This is a genomic window from Amycolatopsis sp. NPDC051106 (assembly GCF_040682775.1).
GTDB lineage: Bacteria > Actinomycetota > Actinomycetes > Mycobacteriales > Pseudonocardiaceae > Amycolatopsis.
In genome coordinates, this window is the sequence record NZ_JBFBBQ010000084.1 from 1 (window position 1) to 20183 (window position 20183).

18 protein-coding genes are annotated in these 20183 nt (G+C 72.1%); 10 read left to right on the forward strand and 8 right to left on the reverse strand.

Annotated elements, in window-relative coordinates; translation table 11 throughout:
* Nucleotides 1-639 (forward strand): response regulator transcription factor (locus tag AB0M83_RS38915; RefSeq protein WP_364525212.1); only part of this gene is annotated, 639 nt, incomplete at its 5' end.
* Between the two features lie 105 nt (nucleotides 640-744).
* Here AB0M83_RS38915 and AB0M83_RS38920 read toward each other — a convergent pair.
* From AB0M83_RS38920 to AB0M83_RS38930, 3 genes are all read right to left on the reverse strand, one after another.
* Nucleotides 745-2355 carry a succinic semialdehyde dehydrogenase gene (locus tag AB0M83_RS38920; RefSeq protein ID WP_364525214.1) on the reverse strand — a complete coding sequence of 537 codons (1611 nt, stop codon included), beginning with the start codon at nucleotides 2353-2355 and terminating at the stop codon, nucleotides 745-747.
* 109 nt (nucleotides 2356-2464) lie between these two features.
* Entirely contained in the window at nucleotides 2465-3490 is a 1026-nt protein-coding gene (locus tag AB0M83_RS38925; RefSeq protein WP_364525216.1) for a hypothetical protein, read from the reverse strand.
* A gap of 83 nt (nucleotides 3491-3573) precedes the next feature.
* The gene (locus tag AB0M83_RS38930) at nucleotides 3574-4191 is read right to left on the reverse strand and encodes a TetR/AcrR family transcriptional regulator (protein WP_364525218.1); all 618 of its coding nucleotides are present in this window, start codon (nucleotides 4189-4191) and stop codon (nucleotides 3574-3576) included.
* Nucleotides 4192-4284: 93 nt separating this feature from the next.
* Here AB0M83_RS38930 and AB0M83_RS38935 point away from each other — a divergent pair, with 93 nt between their 5' ends.
* Nucleotides 4285-5436, forward strand: coding sequence for an acyl-CoA dehydrogenase family protein (locus tag AB0M83_RS38935; RefSeq protein ID WP_364525220.1), 1152 nt, complete (start codon nucleotides 4285-4287; stop codon nucleotides 5434-5436).
* An 11-nt stretch (nucleotides 5437-5447) separates the two neighbouring features.
* Nucleotides 5448-6584, forward strand: a complete 1137-nt coding sequence (locus tag AB0M83_RS38940) for a CaiB/BaiF CoA-transferase family protein (protein WP_364525222.1) — start codon at nucleotides 5448-5450, stop codon at nucleotides 6582-6584.
* Here the strand turns inward: AB0M83_RS38940 and AB0M83_RS38945 are convergent.
* Entirely contained in the window at nucleotides 6581-7111 is a 531-nt protein-coding gene (locus tag AB0M83_RS38945; protein ID WP_364525225.1) for a GNAT family protein, read from the reverse strand. The two genes, AB0M83_RS38940 and AB0M83_RS38945, sit on opposite strands and share 4 nt — an antisense overlap.
* A gap of 233 nt (nucleotides 7112-7344) precedes the next feature.
* Nucleotides 7345-8118 (reverse strand): crotonase/enoyl-CoA hydratase family protein, encoded by a 774-nt coding sequence (locus tag AB0M83_RS38950; RefSeq protein WP_364525227.1) that lies wholly within the window; start codon nucleotides 8116-8118, stop codon nucleotides 7345-7347.
* A 135-nt stretch (nucleotides 8119-8253) separates the two neighbouring features.
* On the opposite strand from AB0M83_RS38950, the gene AB0M83_RS38955 reads away from it, so the two are divergent.
* The 5 genes from AB0M83_RS38955 to AB0M83_RS38975 all read left to right on the forward strand — a co-directional run bounded on the left by AB0M83_RS38955 (nucleotide 8254) and on the right by AB0M83_RS38975 (nucleotide 11513).
* Nucleotides 8254-8409, forward strand: a complete 156-nt coding sequence (locus tag AB0M83_RS38955) for a hypothetical protein (protein ID WP_285483651.1) — start codon at nucleotides 8254-8256, stop codon at nucleotides 8407-8409.
* A gap of 359 nt (nucleotides 8410-8768) precedes the next feature.
* Nucleotides 8769-9251, forward strand: coding sequence for a helix-turn-helix transcriptional regulator (locus AB0M83_RS38960; RefSeq protein ID WP_364525229.1), 483 nt, complete (start codon nucleotides 8769-8771; stop codon nucleotides 9249-9251).
* 115 nt (nucleotides 9252-9366) lie between these two features.
* Nucleotides 9367-10281, forward strand: coding sequence for a lytic murein transglycosylase (locus AB0M83_RS38965; RefSeq protein WP_364525231.1), 915 nt, complete (start codon nucleotides 9367-9369; stop codon nucleotides 10279-10281).
* 517 nt (nucleotides 10282-10798) lie between these two features.
* Nucleotides 10799-11158, forward strand: coding sequence for a hypothetical protein (locus AB0M83_RS38970; protein WP_364525270.1), 360 nt, complete (start codon nucleotides 10799-10801; stop codon nucleotides 11156-11158).
* A gap of 10 nt (nucleotides 11159-11168) precedes the next feature.
* Nucleotides 11169-11513, forward strand: a complete 345-nt coding sequence (locus AB0M83_RS38975; protein WP_284741204.1) for a DUF3817 domain-containing protein — start codon at nucleotides 11169-11171, stop codon at nucleotides 11511-11513.
* On the opposite strand, the gene AB0M83_RS38980 is transcribed toward AB0M83_RS38975, so the two are convergent.
* Entirely contained in the window at nucleotides 11491-12915 is a 1425-nt protein-coding gene (locus AB0M83_RS38980; RefSeq protein ID WP_364525233.1) for an MFS transporter, read from the reverse strand. The genes AB0M83_RS38975 and AB0M83_RS38980 overlap by 23 nt on opposite strands.
* A gap of 135 nt (nucleotides 12916-13050) precedes the next feature.
* Here AB0M83_RS38980 and AB0M83_RS38985 point away from each other — a divergent pair, with 135 nt between their 5' ends.
* Nucleotides 13051-13617 (forward strand): TetR/AcrR family transcriptional regulator, encoded by a 567-nt coding sequence (locus AB0M83_RS38985; RefSeq protein ID WP_364525235.1) that lies wholly within the window; start codon nucleotides 13051-13053, stop codon nucleotides 13615-13617.
* Nucleotides 13618-13638: 21 nt separating this feature from the next.
* Here the strand turns inward: AB0M83_RS38985 and AB0M83_RS38990 are convergent, their stop codons facing one another.
* A complete protein-coding gene (locus AB0M83_RS38990; RefSeq protein WP_364525237.1) occupies nucleotides 13639-15231 on the reverse strand; it encodes a cation acetate symporter in 1593 nt (530 codons plus the stop codon).
* On the reverse strand, nucleotides 15228-15692 hold the full coding sequence (locus tag AB0M83_RS38995) for a DUF485 domain-containing protein (RefSeq protein WP_364525239.1): 465 nt from the start codon (nucleotides 15690-15692) through the stop codon (nucleotides 15228-15230). The genes AB0M83_RS38990 and AB0M83_RS38995 overlap by 4 nt, the downstream gene beginning before the upstream one ends.
* A 1016-nt stretch (nucleotides 15693-16708) precedes the next feature.
* Between AB0M83_RS38995 and AB0M83_RS39000 the strand changes: the two genes are divergently transcribed.
* Nucleotides 16709-20183, forward strand: a 3475-nt coding sequence (locus tag AB0M83_RS39000; protein ID WP_364525272.1) for a nitrate- and nitrite sensing domain-containing protein, incomplete at its 3' end; no start/stop codon positions are given.

Below are 20183 nucleotides of genomic sequence, written 5' to 3' on the forward strand. Positions count from 1 at the left end.
GCCCACCAGGCCGCGGCCGGCGCCGCGGTGGCGGCGGGCGAGCGGATGCTGGCGCACGGCCGGATGTGCTCGGTCGTCGGGCAGCCGCGCTCGGGGACGCTCGGGCCGGAGGGCCGGGCGTGGCTGGCGAGGCTGGAGGCGGCGGCGACCTGCCTGACGGGCCGGGGCGACGCGGAAAAGTGGGCGGCCGCGGCGGAGGCGTTCGGCTACGGCGCCGTGTACGAGCAGGCGATCTGCCGCTGGCACGAAGCCGAAGCCCTGCTGGCCGCGGACAAGGACGCGAACGCCGCCCTCGAGGCGGCTCACGCGGTGGCGCTGCGCCTGGGCGCGGTTCCCCTGCGCGACGCCGTCCGCGACCTGGCGCACCGCGCCCGGGTCGAGCTGCCGGGCGTGGCACCGGCGGCCCCGGTCCGCGCGGTCACCGACCCGCTGACCGACCGCGAGCGCGACGTCCTCGAGCGCGTGGCGCTGGGCCGCACGAACCGCCAGGTCGGCGAGGAGCTCTACATCAGCGAGAAGACGGTCAGCGTCCACCTGTCCCGCGTGATGGCGAAGCTCGGCGCGAGCCGCCGCGCGGAAGCGGTGGCGATCGCCTACGACCGCGGCCTCCTCACGGCCCCCACCGCCGAACACGCGTGATCAGGCCCGTAACTCGCGTGATTGAAGCCGGAACTCGCGTGATCAGAGCCGTGACGGCTTCAATCACGCGAGATCCGGCCCGGATCACGCGAGTTACGGGTTACGTCAGCGGGGGAGGCGGCGGAGGGCTTTGAGGCCCAGCGTCATGCCCTTCGACCACAGCGAACCCGGGACCCGCTTCGGCGGGCGGAGGGCCAGCCCGCGCTGCAGCGCGATCGACTGGGACTCCGTGTACTTCAGCAGGCCTTCGGCGCCGTTGCGGCGGCCGACGCCGGAGTCCTTCATGCCGCCCATCGGGACGCCGACGCTGCCGAACGTCGCCGCGTAGCCCTCGTTGACGTTGACCGTCCCGGCCTTGAGCCGCGCCGCGACCTCCCAGCCCGCGCGGCCGTTGCGCGACCAGACGCTGGCGTTGAGCCCGAACGGCGTGTCGTTGGCCCGGTCGATGGCCTCGGTGACGTCGGTGTAGCCGTAGATCGAGACGACCGGCCCGAACGTCTCCTCCGCGAACGGCACCATGTCCGGCGTGACGCCGGAAAGCACCGTCGGCTCGTAGAACAGCGGCCCGAGGTCGGGCCGGGCGCGGCCGCCGGTGAGCACCGAAGCCCCCTTCGCGCGGGCGTCTTCGACGTGCGCGGACACGGTCTTGAGCTGATCCTCGGACGTCAGGGACCCCATCTGGGCCTGGTAGTCCAGCGCGCCGCCGAGCTTCACCGCGGCGGTGCGCGCCACGAACGCCCGGGTGAACTCCTCGCGGATGGACTCGTGGACGTAGATCCGCTCGACCGACACGCACAGCTGGCCGGCCGAGGAGAAGCACGCCGTCACCGCGCCCGTCGCGGCCTTCGCGACGTCGGCGTCGGGCAGCACGATCATCGGGTTCTTGCCGCCGAGCTCCAGCGAATACGACGTCAGCCGCTTCGCCACCTGCCCGGCCAGCTCCTTGCCGGTCGGCGTGGACCCGGTGAAGCACAGGTAGTCCGACTCTTCGACCAGCGCGGTGCCGATCTTCGAACCGCGGCCGAGCACGATCTGCCAGGTCCCGGCCGGCAGTCCGGCCTCCTCGGCGAGCTCCTGCAGCCACAGCGCCGAGAGCGCGGTCTGGTTGTCCGGCTTCTGCACCACGGCGTTGCCGGCCGCGAGCGCGGGGAGGACGTCCATCGCGGTGAGGGCGAGGGGGTAGTTCCACGGTGAGATGACCCCGACGACGCCCTTCGGGTGCCGGATCTCGCCGGCGCGGGTCAGGCCGGGGATGACGCCGGCGACCCGGCGCGGGGCGAGGATCTTCGCGGCGTGCTTTCCGTAGTAGGCCGCGACCAGCGCGGTCGCGCTGACCTCGTCGAACGCGTCGAGCCGCGCCTTGCCGGCTTCGACCTGGACCAGGTCGAGGACCTCGTCCTGGCGGGCAAGCACCAGGTCGTGCAGCCGGGTGAGGACGCGGGCGCGCTCGGCGGGGGAGCGCTCCGCCCAGGCCCGCTGGGCCGTCCGCGCACCGGCGAACACCGCGCGGACGTCGGCGTCGGTGGCCTGGGGCAGCGTCGCGATCGGCTGCCCGGTGAAGGGGGCGTGCATGCGGATCGGCGCCGAGTCCGCGCCGCCGGCCACGCGGGCGACGAGCTGGGCCGCCCGCGCCGAGCCGGGCGCCCCGGCGACGCCGCCGACGGTCGGCGGCAAAGGGGTGTCTTCGACCGCGTTCGCGGGGGTCGTGCTGGTCATGACGTCTCCGTTCCGCGGCGTCCGGAGTCCGCACGACGCCGCGCAGGGGTTACCGACGAGTACACCATACCGTCGGTACGTCAGTTGTCCAGTCTGATATGAATAAGTTTCACGTATTGGGTGGGTTCAGCGGCGGGAGCTGGTAGTTCGGCTCGGTCGGCGACGGCTGGTCCGATCGGGGGTGCGACTGGGCCTGCGTCTCGCCGCCGTAGGGGTCGTCGAGCCGAGGGGACAGCCCGCCGGGCTCGGCCGGCGAAGGCTGCGGCACCTCACCGGACTGCGCGGGGAACGGCTGCGAAGGGGGCCCGCTCTGCGCCGGGAAGGGCTGGGAAACCGGCCCGCTCTGCGCGGGGAACGGCTGGGACGCCGGCGCGCCTTGGTATCCCGCCGGCCCGCCGGGGTACGGCTGTGCCCCGGGATGCTGCTGTGCCCCCGGATACTGCTGTCCGTACTGCTGCGGCGGCACCGGATACGGCCTCGACTGCGGCTGGTACGGCCCGCCGTACGACCCCGACGGGAATCCCATCGGCCCGGTCGCCGGCGCCCGCCGCCCGGCGAGCGCCGCGAGGACCAGCGTCACCGCGGCCAGCGCGCCCCCGCCCAGCAGGATCCAGAACCCGAGGCCGGTCGAGTAGGTCGAGGTGAGCGAGTCGTCCTCGGACTCGTAGCTCAAGGTCGCGGAGACGTCCATGCCGAGCATCCACACCGCCGCGGCCACGCCCGCGCCGCCGGCCACCAGGGCCGTCCGGGCAGCCGAGCGCACCCCGGTCCCCGCCGAACGCCGCGCGCCCGCGATCGCCAGACCGGCCCCGGCCAGCAGCACCAGCGCGCCGGCCGACAGCGGGATCCCGTAGCGCGCGACGTGGGTGTTCTCGTAGAACTTCTTGGCCTCCTCGCTGGGTTCGACGTCGAACGAGCGCGTCCACGCGCTGATCGTCTGGCTGCTCTCGGCCTTGCCGCCGACGACCTGCTCGAACTTCGTCTGCGGGAGGAACGACCCGGCCAGCACGAGGATCGCGGCGACGGCGCCGACGATCGCGGCGATCAGCCGGAAGCGCGCGGCGACGTCGGCCCGCGGCCGCGGCGGCTGTGCCGGGGGAGGGCCGTACGGGTTCTGGTACGGGCTGGCGGTCATCGGAGCTCCCCTCTTCCGGGGGGATTGGACCACGAATCCGCCTGGGGGATAAGGGGCATTCCAGCCCTTGCGGACGCGGCTGGTCAGCTTGGCCCAGTGGCGGCGTCCTGGTAGAGCAGCACCGCGATCCGCTTCCACTCCTCCAGCAGCTGCCGCCGCCGGTGCGGGTCGCCGCCGAGTTCGGCGTCCAGCGCCAGCCCGCGGGTCAGGTTCACGGTGAGCCAGAACAACATCTCCGCGCGTTCGGGCGGCAGGTCGCCGGCGACCTGAGTGACGTGCTCGAGCGTCGCGCGGCCGAGCGCGCGGTCGACCGGGCGGATGGCCGCGCGCAGCTCGGGGTCGGTGCGGGCGGCGACCCACAGCTCGGTGACGGCGGTCGAGAGAGTGCCGGAGTAACCCGTCCAGAGCAGGTCGATCGCCGCGGCGACGCCCGTGCCGCCGCTGGGCAGCTCGTCGAGCGACGCCGCGAGCTGGTGGCGCAGCTTCGTCGTCAGGTGCTCGACGGCGGCCGCCATCAGCTCGGCCTTCGCGGTGAAGTGGTGCTGCACCGCGCCCTTCGAAACCCTGGCGCGGGCGCAGATCTCCTGCACCGACGTGCGCGCGTACCCGACGTCCACCAGGCAGTCGATGGTGGCGTCGAGCAGCGCCGTGCGGGTCTGTTCACGCCGCTGCGCCTGCGTCCGGTGCGCTGCCTCGGTCACTTCGGCCTCCCTGCTTTACCTACAGGCCGGTACGGATGTACATTCCGGAGAGAACTTACATGCCGATCGTCATGTTTTCCAGCAGGAGGTCCCGTGCCGCTGAAACTCCCGAAGAGCTCCTGGAGCACGACCGAGCTCGACGACCTCCGCGAGCTCTCGCGGTCGTTCCTGCAGAAGGAAGCCGTGCCGCACCAGGAACGCTGGGCGGCGGAGAAGAAGGTCGACCGAGAGCTGTGGACCAAGGCCGGCGACGTCGGCCTGCTCTGCCTGTCCATCCCCGAGGAGTACGGCGGGGGCGGCGGCACCTTCGCCCACGAGGCCGTGCTCTACGAAGAGCAGGCCCGCTCGGGTGACAGCGCGTGGGGCGTGACCGTCCACAACGGAATCGTGGCGCACTACCTGAGCGCGTACGCCTCCGAAGAGAAGAAGCGCGAGTGGCTGCCGAAGATGGCCAGCGGCGAGCTGGTCGGCGCGATCGCGATGACCGAGCCCGGCACCGGCTCCGACCTGCAGGGCATCAAGACCCGCGCGGTGCGCGACGGCGACCACTACGTCATCAACGGCGCGAAGACCTTCATCACCAACGGTTTGCACGCCGGCCTGGTGGTCGTCGCGTGCAAGACCGACCCGGACGCGGGCGCGCAGGGCGTCTCGCTGATCGTGGTCGAGACCGACACCCCGGGCTTCCGCCGCGGCCGCGTGCTCGACAAGGTCGGCCTCAAGGGCCAGGACACCGCCGAGCTGTTCTTCGACGACGTCCGCGTGCCCGCCGCCAACCTGCTGGGCGACGCCGAGGGCCAGGGCTTCATCCAGCTGATGCTGCAGCTGCCGCAGGAACGGCTGATCATCGCCGTCACCGCGGTGGCCGGGCTGGAGGCCGCGGTCGATCTCACGCTGGAGTACACAAAGGAGCGCACGGCGTTCGGCCGGCCCATCTTCTCCTTTCAGAACACCAAGTTCACGCTCGCCGAGGCCGCGACCGAGGCCGCCGTCGCGCGGGCTTTCCTCGACCAGTGCATCGAACGCCACCTCAAGGGCGAGCTCGACGTCCAGGGCGCGGCGATGGCGAAGCTGTGGACCACCGAGCGGGTCAACAAGGTGGTCGACGACTGCGTGCAGCTCTTCGGTGGCTACGGCTACATGACCGAGTACCCGATCGCGCGTGCCTGGGCCGACGTCCGGATCTCGCGGATCTTCGGCGGCACCAGCGAGATCATGAAGGAAATCATCTCCCGCTCGCTCTGAAAGGACCGAACATGAAGGCAGGTCCGCTCGGCGGCCTGAAGGTGGTGGAGCTCGCGGGCCTGGCACCCGGGCCCTTCGCCACGATGATCCTCGCCGACCTCGGCGCCGACGTCGTCCGCGTCGACCGCGCGACCCCGGGGGAGGACGTGATCGGGCTGCAGACCGATCCGCTCGCCCGCGGCCGCCGGTCGGTCGGCATCAACACCAAGACGCCCGAAGGCGTCGAGCTGGTGCTGAAGCTGTGTGACGGCGCCGACGTCCTCATCGAGGGCTTCCGCCCGGGCGTCGCCGAACGGATCGGGCTCGGCCCCGACGTCGTGCACGCACGCAACCCGCGGCTGGTCTACGGCCGGATGACCGGCTGGGGCCAGGACGGCCCGCTCGCTTCGGCGGCCGGGCACGACATCAACTACATCGGCATCGCCGGCGCGCTCGAGCCGATCGGGCGCGCGGGGGAGCGGCCGGTGCCGCCGCTCAACCTGGTCGGCGACTTCGGCGGCGGCGGGCTGCTGCTGGCGATGGGCATCCTGGCGGCGCTGTACGAACGGAACACCTCGGGCCGCGGCCAGGTCGTCGACGCGTCGATGGTCGACGGCGCCGCGCTGCTCACCACGAGCCTGCACGGCATGGCCGCGGCCGGGCTCTGGGGCGGCGGCCGCGGCGACAACATGCTCGACGGCGGCGCCCCGTTCTACGACACTTACGAGACCGCGGACGGCAAGTACGTCGCCGTCGGCGCGATTGAGATGCGGTTCTGGGGCGACCTGGTCAAGGTCCTCGAGCTCGACCCGGATTCGCTGCCTCTGCACATCGACAAGACGCAGTGGCCTCGCCTTCGCGAGATCCTCGCGGCGGCGATCGGCAAGTACACGCGCGACGATCTCGTCGCGCGGGCCGAAGGCACCGACGCGTGCCTGACCCCGGTGCTCGCGCCCGGCGAAGCCGCATCGCACCCGCACAACGCGGCGCGCGGCACGTTCGTCGAGATCGGCGGCATGGTGCAGCCCGCGCCGGCCCCGAGGTTCGACCGCACCCCGCCGGAGACGCCGGAAGCCCCGCGCGCCAAGGGATCCGACACCGAGGCCGTACTCGCCGAGCTCGGCGTCACGGACCTCGAAGCTCTGCGTTCGGCGGGCGCGATCGCCTAGTCCTTCGCCAGGTCGGAGCGCACGACCGAGTAGACGACGTGGTCGCGCCACTCGCCGTCTCGGAAGCCGTAGCCGCGAAGGACTCCTTCGCGCGTGAAGCCGGCTTTCTCGAGCGAGCGCTGTTCGGCGCGGTTGCCGGCCTCGGTCGTCGCTTCGACCCGGTTGAGCTGGGTGTGGGCGAAGAGGTACTCGGCGAGCAGGCGCTGGGCTTCGGTGCCGTAGCCGTGACCACGCGCTTCCGGCGCCAGGACGAGGCCCGCGTTCCAGCAGTAGGACGTCGGCCCGGTGCGGCTGCGGTGCCAGGAGACGAGGCCGAGGACGCGGCCGCCGAGGGTGGGCACGAGCATGCCGGTTTCCGCGGTGAGCATGCCGGTTTCCTGCCAGCGGCGGCGCAGGTAGCCGGGATCGTGCCAGCCGAACCACTGGTGCTCCCCGGCGGCGACGGGATCGTTGGTCAGCCGTTCCAGAAGGTCGAGATCGCCTTCGGCCACGGGCCGGAGCACGACTCTCGGAACATCGTCGTCCATCGGGCGACCTTATCGGCCGCCCGACCGGAATCGCCCACGCACCACGGGATCCACCCGGTCGAGGCATCCCCCGTGATCAGGCAGGCATCACCCGTGTCTGGACGGGCATCACGGCCGGGGTGCCCGGCTTCGCCGTGTCGACCCCGCAATCACGCGAGTCGACCCTCTGATCACGCGTGATGCCCCTGCAATCACGCGAGATGCCTCTCCGGACACGGGTGATGCCCGCCTGATCACGTGAAGGTGCCGTGCCGGCCCGCTCCGCCGGCGAAGCGGGCCGCGCCGTCGACCGCCTCCGCCGCCAGCACACCCGTGCCCATCGCCGCCCGGAACTCGGCCGCGAGCGCGTCTTCCTCGGATTTCCCCCACTGCTCGAGGGCCGAGAGCCGGTCGCCGCGCAGGCACGCCTGCGGGAACGCCGCGATCCGCCGCGCCAGCTCCTGCGCCGCCGCCACGGCCTCGCCTGCCGGGACCAGGCGGTTCGCCAGGCCGATCTCCAGCGCTTCGGCCGCTTCGACCGGCCGTCCGGTCAGGATCAGGTCCATCGCCCGCGACTGGCCGATCAGGCGCGGCAGCCGGACCGTGCCGCCGTCGATCAGCGGGACGCCCCAGCGGCGGCAGAACACCCCGAACACCGCCGTGGCGTCCGCGACCCGCAGGTCGCACCACAGCGCGAGCTCCAGCCCGCCTGCGACGGCGTGGCCGTGGACGGCCGCGATCACCGGCTTGCCGAGCCGCAGCCGGGTCGGGCCCATCGGGCCGTCCCCGTCCGGGTGGGTGCGGTTCACCCGGTCGGTGCCGATCGCCTTCAGGTCCGCTCCCGCGCAGAACGCGCCACCCGATCCGGTGAGGACCGCGACGGCGGCGTCCGGGTCCGCGTCGAACTCGCGGAACGCCTCGGCGAGCGCGACCGCGGAGGGCCCGTCGACGGCGTTGCGGGCGGCGGGGCGGTCGATGGTGACCGTCGTCACTTCGCCGTCCCGCTCCACCAGCACGTTCCGGGTCATCGCCGCTCCTCGGGATCGGTCGGGGTGATCGGGGGTTGATCGGGGTGTCTTCGGGGCACGCCTTCCCTAGAGTATTGGCGTGGCCACTCCCAGGACGGGGACGGCGAGCCCGGGAGGAAGCGCATGTCGAGCGGCATGAAGAAAGTTCTCATCGTCGGTGTGGTCGCGCTCGTGCTCTTCTTCCTGATCACCCAGCCCACCCAGTCCGCCGACTTCGTGCACCGCGTCCTCGGCTGGCTCAAGGACGGCGCCGAAGCGATCGTGACGTTCTTCCGGTCGCTCTTTTCCTGACCACCCGGACCCTCTGACCGGCACCGCAACGGGCGGCGCCGGTCGTCACCCTGTGTGTTAGCGGACGGTAAATCACTGAGTGTCACGAATCTCGGAATTCGGACCGAACACTCGACCATCCGGGTGGATTGCAGCCGAAAACGCGCAGGTCGGCGAATTCGTGCCTGCCGGGGTCTGGCGAAGGAGACCACCCCGGCCCTACGGTGCTCACATTGCGTGATCGGGTGGTTCGCCCTCCCCCCGGAGACCCCCGGTACGCAGGCAGTTTCCACTCAGCAAGGTGCAGGTTGGTGCGTGCGGCACCACCGCGTGGGACAGGTGTCAGGGCCTGTCCGTCGGGGACCTACAAGGAGGCAGGGATGACCGGAGATCCCGGAGTGGACGCGCTGATCCGGCAATGGGCCGCGGAGCGCGAGCAGACCCCCGAAGAGCAGGAGGTCGACCGCATCGCTTCCGCGTGGCTGGCCGACGCGCCTGCGCAGGCTCCGGGCATCCCGGGCCAGCGGGCCCGATCCGGGCAGCAGCGGTTCGTCCCCGTCGAGTCGGCCGACCCCGGCTACCTCGACGCGATGCGAAGCCGGCTGCCCGACGTGCCGGAAGAGCTCCTCACCGCCGCCGCGGGCTGGTGGCAGATGGTCGGCGGCGTCGCCGAGGCCGAGGAGTGGTGGGACGCCGGACTCAGCCCGCTCGACCAGCGGGCCCTCGACTACCGGGCGGCCGGGCTCGCGCCCTCCGACCTGAGCCGCCGGCTCGGGCCGATGACCGTCCTGCAGCATCTCCGCCGCGGCAGTGCCCCGGCCTGGTGCGTCGCGCGGCTCGCGCGGCAGCAGAAGTCCGCCTGACCTCTAACTCGGCCGGGTGAACCGGTGTGGTGAGACGATTGCGGCGACCCGCGTAACGCTAACCTGCGCGGGCTCGTTGACAATTCGTCGACACACGCTGGAGGACCGGAGTTTCGTGCGCACCAGGACCGGAAAGAACGAGGACGACCCCGTCGACGCGAGCGTCGAGGAAGCCGCCCCCGCCGAACCGGCACCGGCGCCGCGTTCCCAGAGCGTGGCAGTGCTCACCCGGCTGATCGTGGTTCTCGCCGTGCTGGCCGTGGCCGGCGGCGGCATCTGGCTCGTCACCCGCGCGTCGACGCCGGAGGCGAGCCCGCTCACCACCGAAATCCCCGCCCTGCAGGTCAAGGCGGCCGACGTCCGCCCGGGGTCGGTCGTGCCGGCCGGCGGTGCCGTCGCGGGCGGGGCCGAGCAGCAGACTTCTCCCCAGCAGGCCCGCAGCACGGGACCGGCGACGCTGTCCCAGTGGGCGAGCCAGGTCGCCGCGGCGACCGGCGTCCCGGCGCGGGCGCTGCAGGCGTACGGCAACGCCGAGCTGGCGCTGCGCGCGGACCAGCCGAAGTGCAAGATCTCGTGGGCGACGCTCGCCGGCATCGGCCGGATCGAGTCCAACCACGGCCAGTACGCGGGCGCGGTGCTGGGCGCGGACGGCCGCCCGTCCAAGCCGATCATCGGCGTCCCGCTCGACGGCTCCGCGGGCGTCCAGGCGATCGGCGACACCGACGGCGGCCGCTACGACGGCGACGCGGGGGTCGACCGGGCGGTCGGCCCGATGCAGTTCATCCCGAGCACGTGGCGCAAGTGGGCCTCGGACGGCAACGGCGACGGCCTCGGCGACCCGCAGCAGATCGACGACGCGGCCCTGGCGGCGGCGCGGTACCTGTGCGCGGGCGGGCGGGACATGGCCGGCCCGTCGGGGTGGTGGGCCGGAATCCTGTCGTACAACAACTCGACGGAGTACGCGCAGAAGGTGTTCGGCTTGGCCGACGGGTACGCCAAGGGCGCCCAGTCGGTGCGCAAGCAAGGCTGACGAGCCCGGCCGCAGCCCCACCCTTTCCCGGCAGGGTTCCGGCAAAGTCCCCCGGCCCGCTGCCCGGCGCAGGTCGGCGGACGTCGCGCCCTGGGCAAACGTCTTGAATGAGTCATTCGCAACGTCCGGATCGCGGGCGAGTCGGCTGGGGCCCGGTGCACGGCAGCGGCGGAAGCCAGGCGGCTGAACCGCGACTTGCCGCGGCCCCGCCCTTCCCAGGGGGCTGACCTCGGATCCAGTCTATCGGCGGCCTCCGACAACGAGCCCGATCTCGCCGCATCCCGGCCGAGTTGTCCACAATCGCCCGGTGCTGGGGATAACCCGGACCCTCGACGTCCCGAATGGCTCATTCGGGACCTCCGAAGCCCCGAATGAGTCATTCGCGGCAAGCCGCCGACCTGGGCTGAGAGCCGGGCCACCCGGATCACAGTCGGCCGTCGGGCCTCAGCCGCCCAGTGCTAGCGTCGAGGCCGTGCCAGCTTCCCCTCCGCCGGCGGCTTCCCCCTGGGGACGCCGGATCGCGATCGTCGCGACCTGCGTGGTGAGCCTGCTCGTCTGCTGCGGGCTCGCCTGGTGGCAGTGGGACCGCTTCACCTCGGCGAACGGCACCTTCCAGAACCTCGGCTACGTCCTGCAGTGGCCGCTCTTCGGCCTGTTCCCGGCCTTCATGTTCTGGCGCATCCGCCAGCTGAAGCACAAGGCCGAAGCCCAAGGCGAAGCCCAAGCCGAAGAGCCCGTGCGCGAACAGCCCGAGGTGCCCGCCCCTCGCCCCCGTCCCGACGCCGTGAAAGCGGATCAGGACGAGGACGACGAGCTGGCCGCGTACAACCGTTACCTGCGCGAGCTGAACGCCCGCGACCAGCAGGCCGCAGAGTGAGGACGTCCCGATGACCACCAGCACCGAAGGTGCCGCCCAGACGGCGGTGCCGCTCACCGGCCCCCTGGTCCGGTTCCGCACCGCCGCCTACGTCACCGGCGTCGGCCTGCTCGGCCTCTGCTTCGTGATGGTGCTGCGGTACGGCTTCGACAACCCCACCCCGTCGGCGGTCTACTCGCCGATCCACGGCGTGCTCTACATGATCTACCTGGTGCTGACCATCGACCTGGCGATCAAGGCCCGCTGGTCGATCAAGGGCACCGTGCTCGTGCTGCTGGCCGGCTGCGTCCCGTTCGTCTCGTTCCTCGTCGAGCGCCGGGTGACGCACAAGGTCAAGGCCGGGCAGAAGCTGTAACCCGCCGGAACGTCAGCGCCACCAGGAACGTGCACGCCGCGAACCCGGCGGCGGTGGCGAACGCGGCGGTCATGCCGTCGACCGTGAGCTGAGCCCCGGTCGTGCCCGCCGAGCGGGTCACCGCGCCGAACACCGTGACCAGCACGGCGAGCCCGAGCGTGCTGCCGACCTGCTGCATCGTCTGCAGCACGCCGCCCGCGGCGCCCGCGTCCTCGTTCGGCACGGTCGCCATCACGATCACGTTGAGCGGCGCGAACGCGAGCCCGCCGCCGAGTCCCATGAGCAGCAGTGGCCCGAACAGCGCCGGGAAGTACGTGCTGTCCGTGGTGAGCTGGGCGAGCCAGACGACGCCGGAGACCATCAGCAGCGACCCCGTGATCGCCAGCGGCTTCGGGCCGTAGCGCGGGAGCAGCCGCGGCACGAGCCGGCTCATCGTGAAGATCAGCACCGCCATCGGCAGGAACGCGAACCCGGTGGCCAGCGCGGCGAAGTGCCGGATGTCCTGCATGAACTGGGTGAGGAAGAAGAACATCGACATCATGGCCATCGGGCCGAGGAAGAAGCTGACGTAGGCCGCGCTGCGGTTGCGGTCGGCGAACAGCCGGAGCGGGACCAGCGGCATCGCGGTGCGGGCCTCGATCGCGACGAACCCGGCCAGCAGCGCCAGCCCACCGGCGAGCGCGCCGAGCGTCACGGCGTTGCCCCAGCCGTCGGACGCCGCGTGGGTGAAGGCGAACACGAGCGAGCCGACGCCCAGGGTGCCGGTGACCGCACCGGGCAGGTCGAGGTGCGCGCGCCGGCGCTCCGGTTCGGGCACGAACCGCGGGGCGAGCAGCACGATCGCCAGGCCGAACGGGACGTTGATGAACAGCGCCGCGCGCCACGAGATCCACTCGGTGAGCAGGCCGCCGACGATCAGGCCGATCGCGAACCCACCGCTGGACATGGCGGAGAACAGCGCCAGCGCCCGGACGCGGGCCTTGGCCTCGGTGAACGTCGTCGTGACCAGGGCCAGGGTGCTCGGCCCGGCCATGGCGGCGCCGACCCCCTGCAGGACACGGGCGGCGATGAGCAGCGTGGCCGAGCCGGCGAGGCCGCCGGCCAGCGACGCGAGGGTGAACAGGGCGGTGCCCGCGACGAACATCCGGCGCCGGCCGAACAGGTCGCCGGCGCGGCCGCCGAGCAGCAGCAGCCCGCCGAAGACCAGGCTGTAGGCCGTCATCACCCAGGACAGGCCGGTGGCCGAAAACCCCAGGTCGGCCTGGATGCGCGGGAGCGCGACGTTCATCACGGTCGCGTCGAGGATGAGCATGAGCTGGCAGGTCAGGATGATCGCCAGGATCAGGCCGCTGCGGCGCGCCGGGGCAGGCTCGACCGCACGGTGGATCGTTTGCTGGGACAAGAGATACTCCCCCGAGGAGTAAGAGAAGAAGCGGAGATGTTCTCCGCTTGAGTACGATGCGATAATATGGAGAGTGTCTCCGGATGCGCAAGAGCATTCGGAGAATCTCTCCGGTTAAGTGGCGAGGAGGCCGGGATGCCGGGCGGTGAGACGGCGCGTCCGATGCGGGCGGACGCGCGACGCAACTACGAGCGCATCGTCGCGACGGCGAACGAGCTCTTCACCGCGCACGGCGCCGACGTGCCGCTCGACGACGTCGCCAAGAAGGCGGGCGTCGGAGCGGGCACGCTGTACCGGCACTTCCCGACCCGCGAGAAGCTCTTCGAAGCGGTCTACCGCGACGAGATCGAGGTGCTCGCCGACCGCGCGTACGCGCTGCACGAACAGCTACCGCCGTGGGAGGCGCTCGAGGCGTGGCTGACCGAGCAGGTCACCTGGGTCGTGGAGCGGCACAAGCTGGCCACGATCCTCAAGGAGTCGATCGACTCGGGCTCGGAAACCTTCCAGTACTGCCAGAAACGGCTGCGCGCGGCGACCGGGGTCCTGGTCGACACGGCGCGGGACGCGGGGCTGATCCGCCGGGACGTCGTCGGCGCGGACGTGCTGCGCCTGGGCCACGGCGCCGGCATGGCGGTGCGCAACTGCAGCCCGGAAGACGGGAAACGCGTGCTGGACGTGATCTTGGACGGCCTGCGCGCGTGAGACGCAGGCCGCCCGAGGGGATCAGCTGCCGATCCCGGTGAGGGATCGGACCTCCATCTCGGCCTGCTTCTCCGGGTCGGCCTTCGGCTTGCCGACGAGGGTGCCGACGAACCCGCAGAGGAACGAGAACGGGATCGACGCCAGACCCGGGTTCTTCAGCGGGAACCAGGCGAAGTCGATGCTCTTGAAGATCGCGTCCGGGGCGCCCGAGACGACCGGCGAGAAGAGCACCAGCACCAGGCTGGCGATCAGGCCGCCGTAGATGCCCCACAGCGTGCCGGTCGTGTTGAACCGCTTCCAGAAGAGCGAGTACAGCAGCGTCGACAGGTTCGCCGACGCCGCCACCGCGAACGCCAGCGCGACGAGGAACGCGATGTTCTGCCCGTTCGCCAGCACGCCGCCGACGATGGCCAGCGCCCCGACCGCGATCGCGGTCAGCCGCGCCACCCGGACCTCGTCCGCCGGTTCCGCCTTGCCCTGCTTGAAGATGTTCGCGTAGACGTCGTGGGCGAAGGACGCCGACGCGGTGATGGTCAGCCCGGCCACGACCGCGAGGATCGTCGCGAACGCCACCGCGGCGATGATGCCCAGCAGCAGGGTCCCGCCGACGTGCAGGGCCAGCAGCGGCGCCGCCGAGTTCTCGCCGCCGGGGGCGGCCTTGATCTCGTCCGCGCCGACGAGCGCGGCCGCGCCGAAGCCGATGACCAGCGTGCACAGGTAGAACAGGAACATGCACGCCGTCGCCCACACCACCGAGCGGCGGGCCTCCCGGGAGTTCGGCACCGTGTAGAACCGCATCAGCACGTGCGGAAGCGCCGCCGCGCCGAGCACCAGCGCCAAGGCCAGCGACACGAAGTCGAGCTTGGTGGTGCTGTTCTTGCCGTACGAGCCGCCCGGTTCCAGGAGCTTGTCGCCGAGCGGGCTGTTCTCCGCCGCCGAAGAAAGCAGGTTGGAGAACGAGAACCCGAACTTGCCGAACAGGAACACCGTGAGCAGTGCGCCGCACAGCAGCAGGATGGTCGCCTTGATGATCTGCACCCACGTGGTGCCCTTCATCCCGCCGACCAGCACGTACAGCACCATGACCAGGCCGACGACGCCGATCACCAGCGCCTGGCCGAGCTTGGAGTGGACGTTGAGCAGCAGCGCCACCAGGCCGCCGGCGCCGGCCATCTGCGCCAGCATGTAGAAGAAGGAGATCACCAGCGTCGACGTCGCCGCCGCCGCGCGGACCGGCCGCTGCTTCATCCGGAAGCTCAGGACGTCGCCCATGGTGAAGCGGCCGGTGTTGCGCAGCAGCTCGGCGATCAGCAGCAGGTCGACCAGCCAGGCGACGAGGAAGCCGATCGAGTAGAGGAAGCCGTCGTAGCCGTGGATCGCGATCGCGCCGGCGATGCCGAGGAACGACGCCGCCGACAGGAAGTCGCCGGAGAGCGCGATGCCGTTCTGGCGGCCGGTGAACGCGCTGCCCGCGGCGTAGTAGTCGGCCGTCGAGGAGTTCCGGCTGCTGGCCCGGTAGACGACGTAGAGCGTGATCGCCACGAACAGCGCGAACACGACGGTGTTGACCAGCGGGTTGCTGGCGGGCGTGCCGCCGTCGGCGAGCGCGGTCATCGGCGGGTCCCTTCCGGCAGGCCCGCGCGGGCCCGCAGCTCGGCCACGCGCGGGTCGACGTGGCGGCGCGCGTAGCGCAGGTAGAGCCAGGTGACCAGCGCGGTGCTGGCGAACTGGCCGATGCCGAGCAGGATGCCGACGTTGACCTGGCCGAACACCTTGGTGCTCATGAAGTCGTGCGCGTAGGCGGCCAGCAGCACGTAGGTCATGTACCAGGCGAAGAAGGCGAAGCTCATCGGGAAGACGAAGGCCCGGAACCGCCGCCGCAGCGAGACGAACTCGCGGCTGGCCTGGATCGCGGGGTAGTCGGGACCCGAGCGGGGAACGGGCCGGCGGTGCTGGCGGTGCTGACCGTGCTGGCCGTGCTGGCTGTCGGACGGGCGGTCCCCGGTGAACAGGGCCGGCATCTGGCCGGTCTCTTCGAGGGGGTTGCCCGCCGCGGGGCGCGCGACGTCGTACATGGGTGCCTCCGGCAGAGTGCCTCCGTGGCGGCGGGGCTCCGGGCGTCTGCGGACAGGGCGCCGGGCCGCCCTTGCGGACTGCGAGGCGCACATCGTAACTAGGCCGTCCGGCGGACACCGCAGGCGGCCGGTCGGCCTCGCGCACCGGGAAGGCGTGATATTCGTTTTCCTGTCGAAAGCATCGAATGATGCTGCGCTCCAAGATCACCGGCCGGCCACCCGTAATGATGAAAAGAATTGTGACGCGTCGTTATCGCATCCGGCGGAGGCTGCGGCGAACGGGGCAATCCCGCCGGTGGACCGTCGCAGCTGGTCACGCCGGGTAGTAAAAGTGCTCGTCGTAGCGCCGGAGGGTCGTCGCCCATGCGCGGGCGCGGTGGCGAAGATCCACTGGTCACCCGGGAGTCTCGTGAGGAATCACCAGGTCGGGGCATGTCGGCCCGCAACGCCACAACATCGGGCACATCTTGAGACTTGACCCACTCGATGGGGGTACTCAGTGTAGATCGTCCGAGGTACTATGCTGGACCGCATGGGCTAATCGGGTGACGTCCGGATGCCTGGGTGAGACTCATCCGGTAACCGGAATTCCCCCTTCGGGGGCAGTGAGGTCGAATGTCGGGGGCGGTTCTCGGTGCGGAAAGCACTTTTCGCAGGTCAGCGCCCGAGTGGGGAAGAGAATTGACCGGCCGGGTGCCGGGGGTACGATTCTTTGGCCCAGCTCACCGCAGCGATCGATTGGCACCGATAAAGTTGATCTCGACGACCGTGCAGAACGCAAGTTGCGCCGTGCACGTGCACAGTCCCTTGCACGGGACCGCGGGATGGTGCCTGCCCGGCGACGGGCGCGCGGTCGGCCGGGCGGCCGGGGACGAGCGAGGGCACCGGCGACGGGGCAGGGCACGGGCGGCACGGCCGTCCGGCGGCCCGCCGCGAGCCGGGACGCCGCGCCGCCGACGCGGATCCATGACGCCGGACAGGGAGTCACTCACGTGACCGTTGCAGGAGAAGGTCAGGTGCCGGTGGGGGAGCTGCTCGGCCGAGCACCCCGGCGGTCCAAGGGCAAGGACGCGTGGCGGGCCCTCGTGCGCTGGCGCGACTGGAGCCTGCCGGTCAAGCTTTCGGCCGTCACCGTCGTCCCCATCGTGCTCGCGCTGGTCCTCGGCATCACGACGATCGCCGGCCAGGTCGGCCGCTCGGACGAGTACCAGCGGCTCGACCGGCTCGTCGCGCTCGGCGGCCAGACCCGCGCGCTCACCGGCGCGCTGCAGCAGGAGCGCACGGTCACCGCGGCGATGCTGACCGAGGGCACCGTCGGCGGCACGCCGGAGCTGGCCGCGGCCCGCAAGGCCACCGACGCCGCGGTCGGGCCGTTCACCGCCGCGCAGGCCCGTGCGTCCGAGGTCGAGCCCGGCGTGGCCGGGGCCGCCGGCGCGGCCACCGCGCAGGTCAACAACCTCGGCTTCCTCCGCCGTCAGGTCGACGGCGGCCAGCTCGACCCGGCCCAGGCCGTCACCGCCTACTCCGGGACCACCGGTTCGCTGATCGGCCTCGACACCGCGGCCACCGCGGGCGCCGGCGACGGCACCCTCGGCGGCACGCCCGCCGGGCTGCACGAGCTGCTCGTCGCGGGCGAGCAGGTGTCGCTCAGCCAGGCGATGGTGTCCTACGGCATCGCCCGCTCCGTGCTGTCGCCGAGCGAACTGGCCACGCTGCGCGCCGCCGAGCTGCGGCTGGCCGACCGGCTCGTCGACTTCCGCTCCGCGGCGGGCGACACCCTGCAGCGCGACTTCGCGGCGATCGCCGAGGGCGGGCAGGCGCAGAGCCGGGCCCGGATGGTCGAGTCCGTGCTGAACGCGCCGGCCAACGCGGTGGACGACGCCTTCCGCGCCCTGTCGGCGGCCGACTGGAACACCGCGTCCTCGGCGATGCGGACGCAGATCAGCCAGGTCGCCGACCGGCTCGGCGCGTCGGCGTCGGCCACCTCGGAGCAGCTGGTCGACGACGCCAGCAGCAGGGCCGGCCTGCTCGCGGTGCTGCTGTTCGCCGCGATGGTGCTCGCCGTCGCGGTCGTCTTCCTCATCACCCGCCAGCTGCTGCGTTCGCTGAAAGCGTTGCGGCGCAGCGCTCTCGACGTCGCCGAGACCGCGCTGCCCGAGGCGGTCCGCAACATCCAGGAAGGCCGCGTGCAGGGCACGGCCGTGGTGCCGGTGCCGGTGCAGACCGAGGACGAGGTCGGCGAGGTGGCGCGGGCCTTCGACAAGGTGCACCACCAGGCGCTGCGGCTGGCGACCGAGCAGGCCGCGATGCGCACCGGCTTCGGCAGCGTCTTCGTCAACCTGTCGCGGCGCAGCCAGAGCCTGGTCCAGCGGCAGCTGCAGCTGATCGAGCAGCTGGAGCGGGACGAAGAGGACGCCGACCAGCTGGCCACGCTGTTCCAGCTCGACCACCTCGCCACCCGGATGCGGCGCAACAACGAGAACCTGATGGTGCTCTCGGGCGCCGAGCCCGGCCGCCGGTCCGGCAAGCCGGTCGGCACCACCGACATGCTCCGCGCCGCGGTGTCGGAAATCGAGCAGTACCAGCGGGTCCAGGTCCAGCCGCCGCCCCCGGCCCGGATCGTCGGCTACGCCGCGAGCGACCTCATGCGCCTGGTCGCGGAGCTGCTGGACAACGCGACGGCGTTCTCCGCGCCGGAGACGAGCGTGACGGTGGCGTCGCGGCTGGGCGAGGACGGCTCGCTCAACATCGACATCCTCGACAAGGGCATCGGCATGAACGAGGCCGAGGTCGCCGAGGCGAACACCCGGCTGACCGAGGCCGGGTCGGTCGACCTCGCCACCTCGCGCCGGATGGGCCTGTTCGTCGTCGGCCGGCTGGCCAGCCGGCACCGGATCGGGGTGTCGCTGCACGGCGGCAAGGACATCGTCGGCGTCCGCGCCACGGTCGTCGTCCCGGCGGAGCTGGTGACGGCGGTGACCGACGGCCCGCTGACCGGGCCGATCGGCGCGCCGCGGCAGCCGCAGGCGAGCCCGCCGGCGGGCAACCAGCTGCCGCGGCGCCAGGTCAACGGCCACTCCCGGCCGCGCCCGATGGTGCCGGAGCAGCCCACGATGGGGGAGGAGCGCTGGCCGTCGGCGAGCGACCTCGCCGGGCTGACGAACGGCCACCGGCCGGCCGACGTCCGGCCGCCGTCGGACCTGGAGATCTCCGGGACGGACCTGTTCGCGCCGCTGCCGAAGGACGACCCGGCCCCGCCGCCGCGTCCGACACTGCCGCCGGTGCCCGCGGTGCTGCCGCTGCCGGACCCGCCGCGCTCCGGCGACCTGCCTTCGGGCAAGGACCTGTTCTCCGCCAACGAAACCACGTTGAGCGACTGGTGGCAGCAGGCGACCGCGACGCCGGCTCCGGCCCCCACGCCGGCCCCGGACCGCTCGGAGACGACACCGATCTTCGACGAGATGCTGTCGGCGTGGTTCCGCGAGGACAAGCCCGCCGAGAAGCCGGCAGCCACCGCGGAGGAGGCGAAGCCGGCCGAGGCGGAAGAGGCGGTTCCGGAGAAGCCGGCCGCCGCGGGCGAAAAGCGCAGCTGGGACTTCGCGAGCGACGAGAACTTCCGGACGGTCCAAGCGGTCTCGAAGACGGAACCGACGGCGTTCACCGACGCGGGCCTGCCTCGCCGCCGCCGCGGCGAGCAGCTCATGCCGGGCAGCGCGACCCCGTCTCCGGCGATCCCCGCGGCGCCGGCGCCGGCCCGATCGGACCTGCCGGTCCGCGACCCGGCCGACGTGCGCGGCCGGCTGACCAGCTTCCAGCAGGGCGTGACCCGCGGCCGCCAGCAGACCCGCCGGGCAGCGGCGAACCAGCAGGCACCCGGTCGCCCGGAGGGGCAGCAGCCGGGGTCGGCGTTCCAGCCGGGCGCGCAGCAGGGAACGCCCACGGCCGCGGCCCAGCCGGAGGCTGCTCAGCAGCAGGCGCCCCAGCCGGGTACCCAGCGCCGGCCGGCACCCCAGCCGAACGGCCTGCCGCACCGGGACCAGCGAGGAGCCGCGCCCGCGCAGCAGCCTGGCGCGGTCCCGCCGAACGGCCTGCCGCAGGCGGGCCGGCAGGCCCCGGCGGCACAGCGCCCGGGCCCGGCGGCTCCGCAGCAACCCGTCGCCTTCCAGCCGGATGGTTCGGGGCGGCCGGACCAGCTCCCCGCGGCTCAGCCGGGGGAGTTCCGACAGAACGGGCAACCGGCTGCTCTCCAGCCGAACGGCTTGGCGCAGCCGGACCAAGCTCCCGCGGCTCAGCCGGGGGAGCGTCAGCAGCCTGGGCCGTCGTTCCAGCCGAACGGTTTGGCGCAGCCGGACCAAGCACCGGCGGCTCAGTCCGGGGAGCTTCAGCAGCCTGGGCAGTCGTTCCAGCCGAACGGTTTGGCGCAGCCGGACCAAGCACCCGCGGCTCAGTCCGGGGAGCTTCAGCAGCCTGGGCAGTCGTTCCAGCCGAACG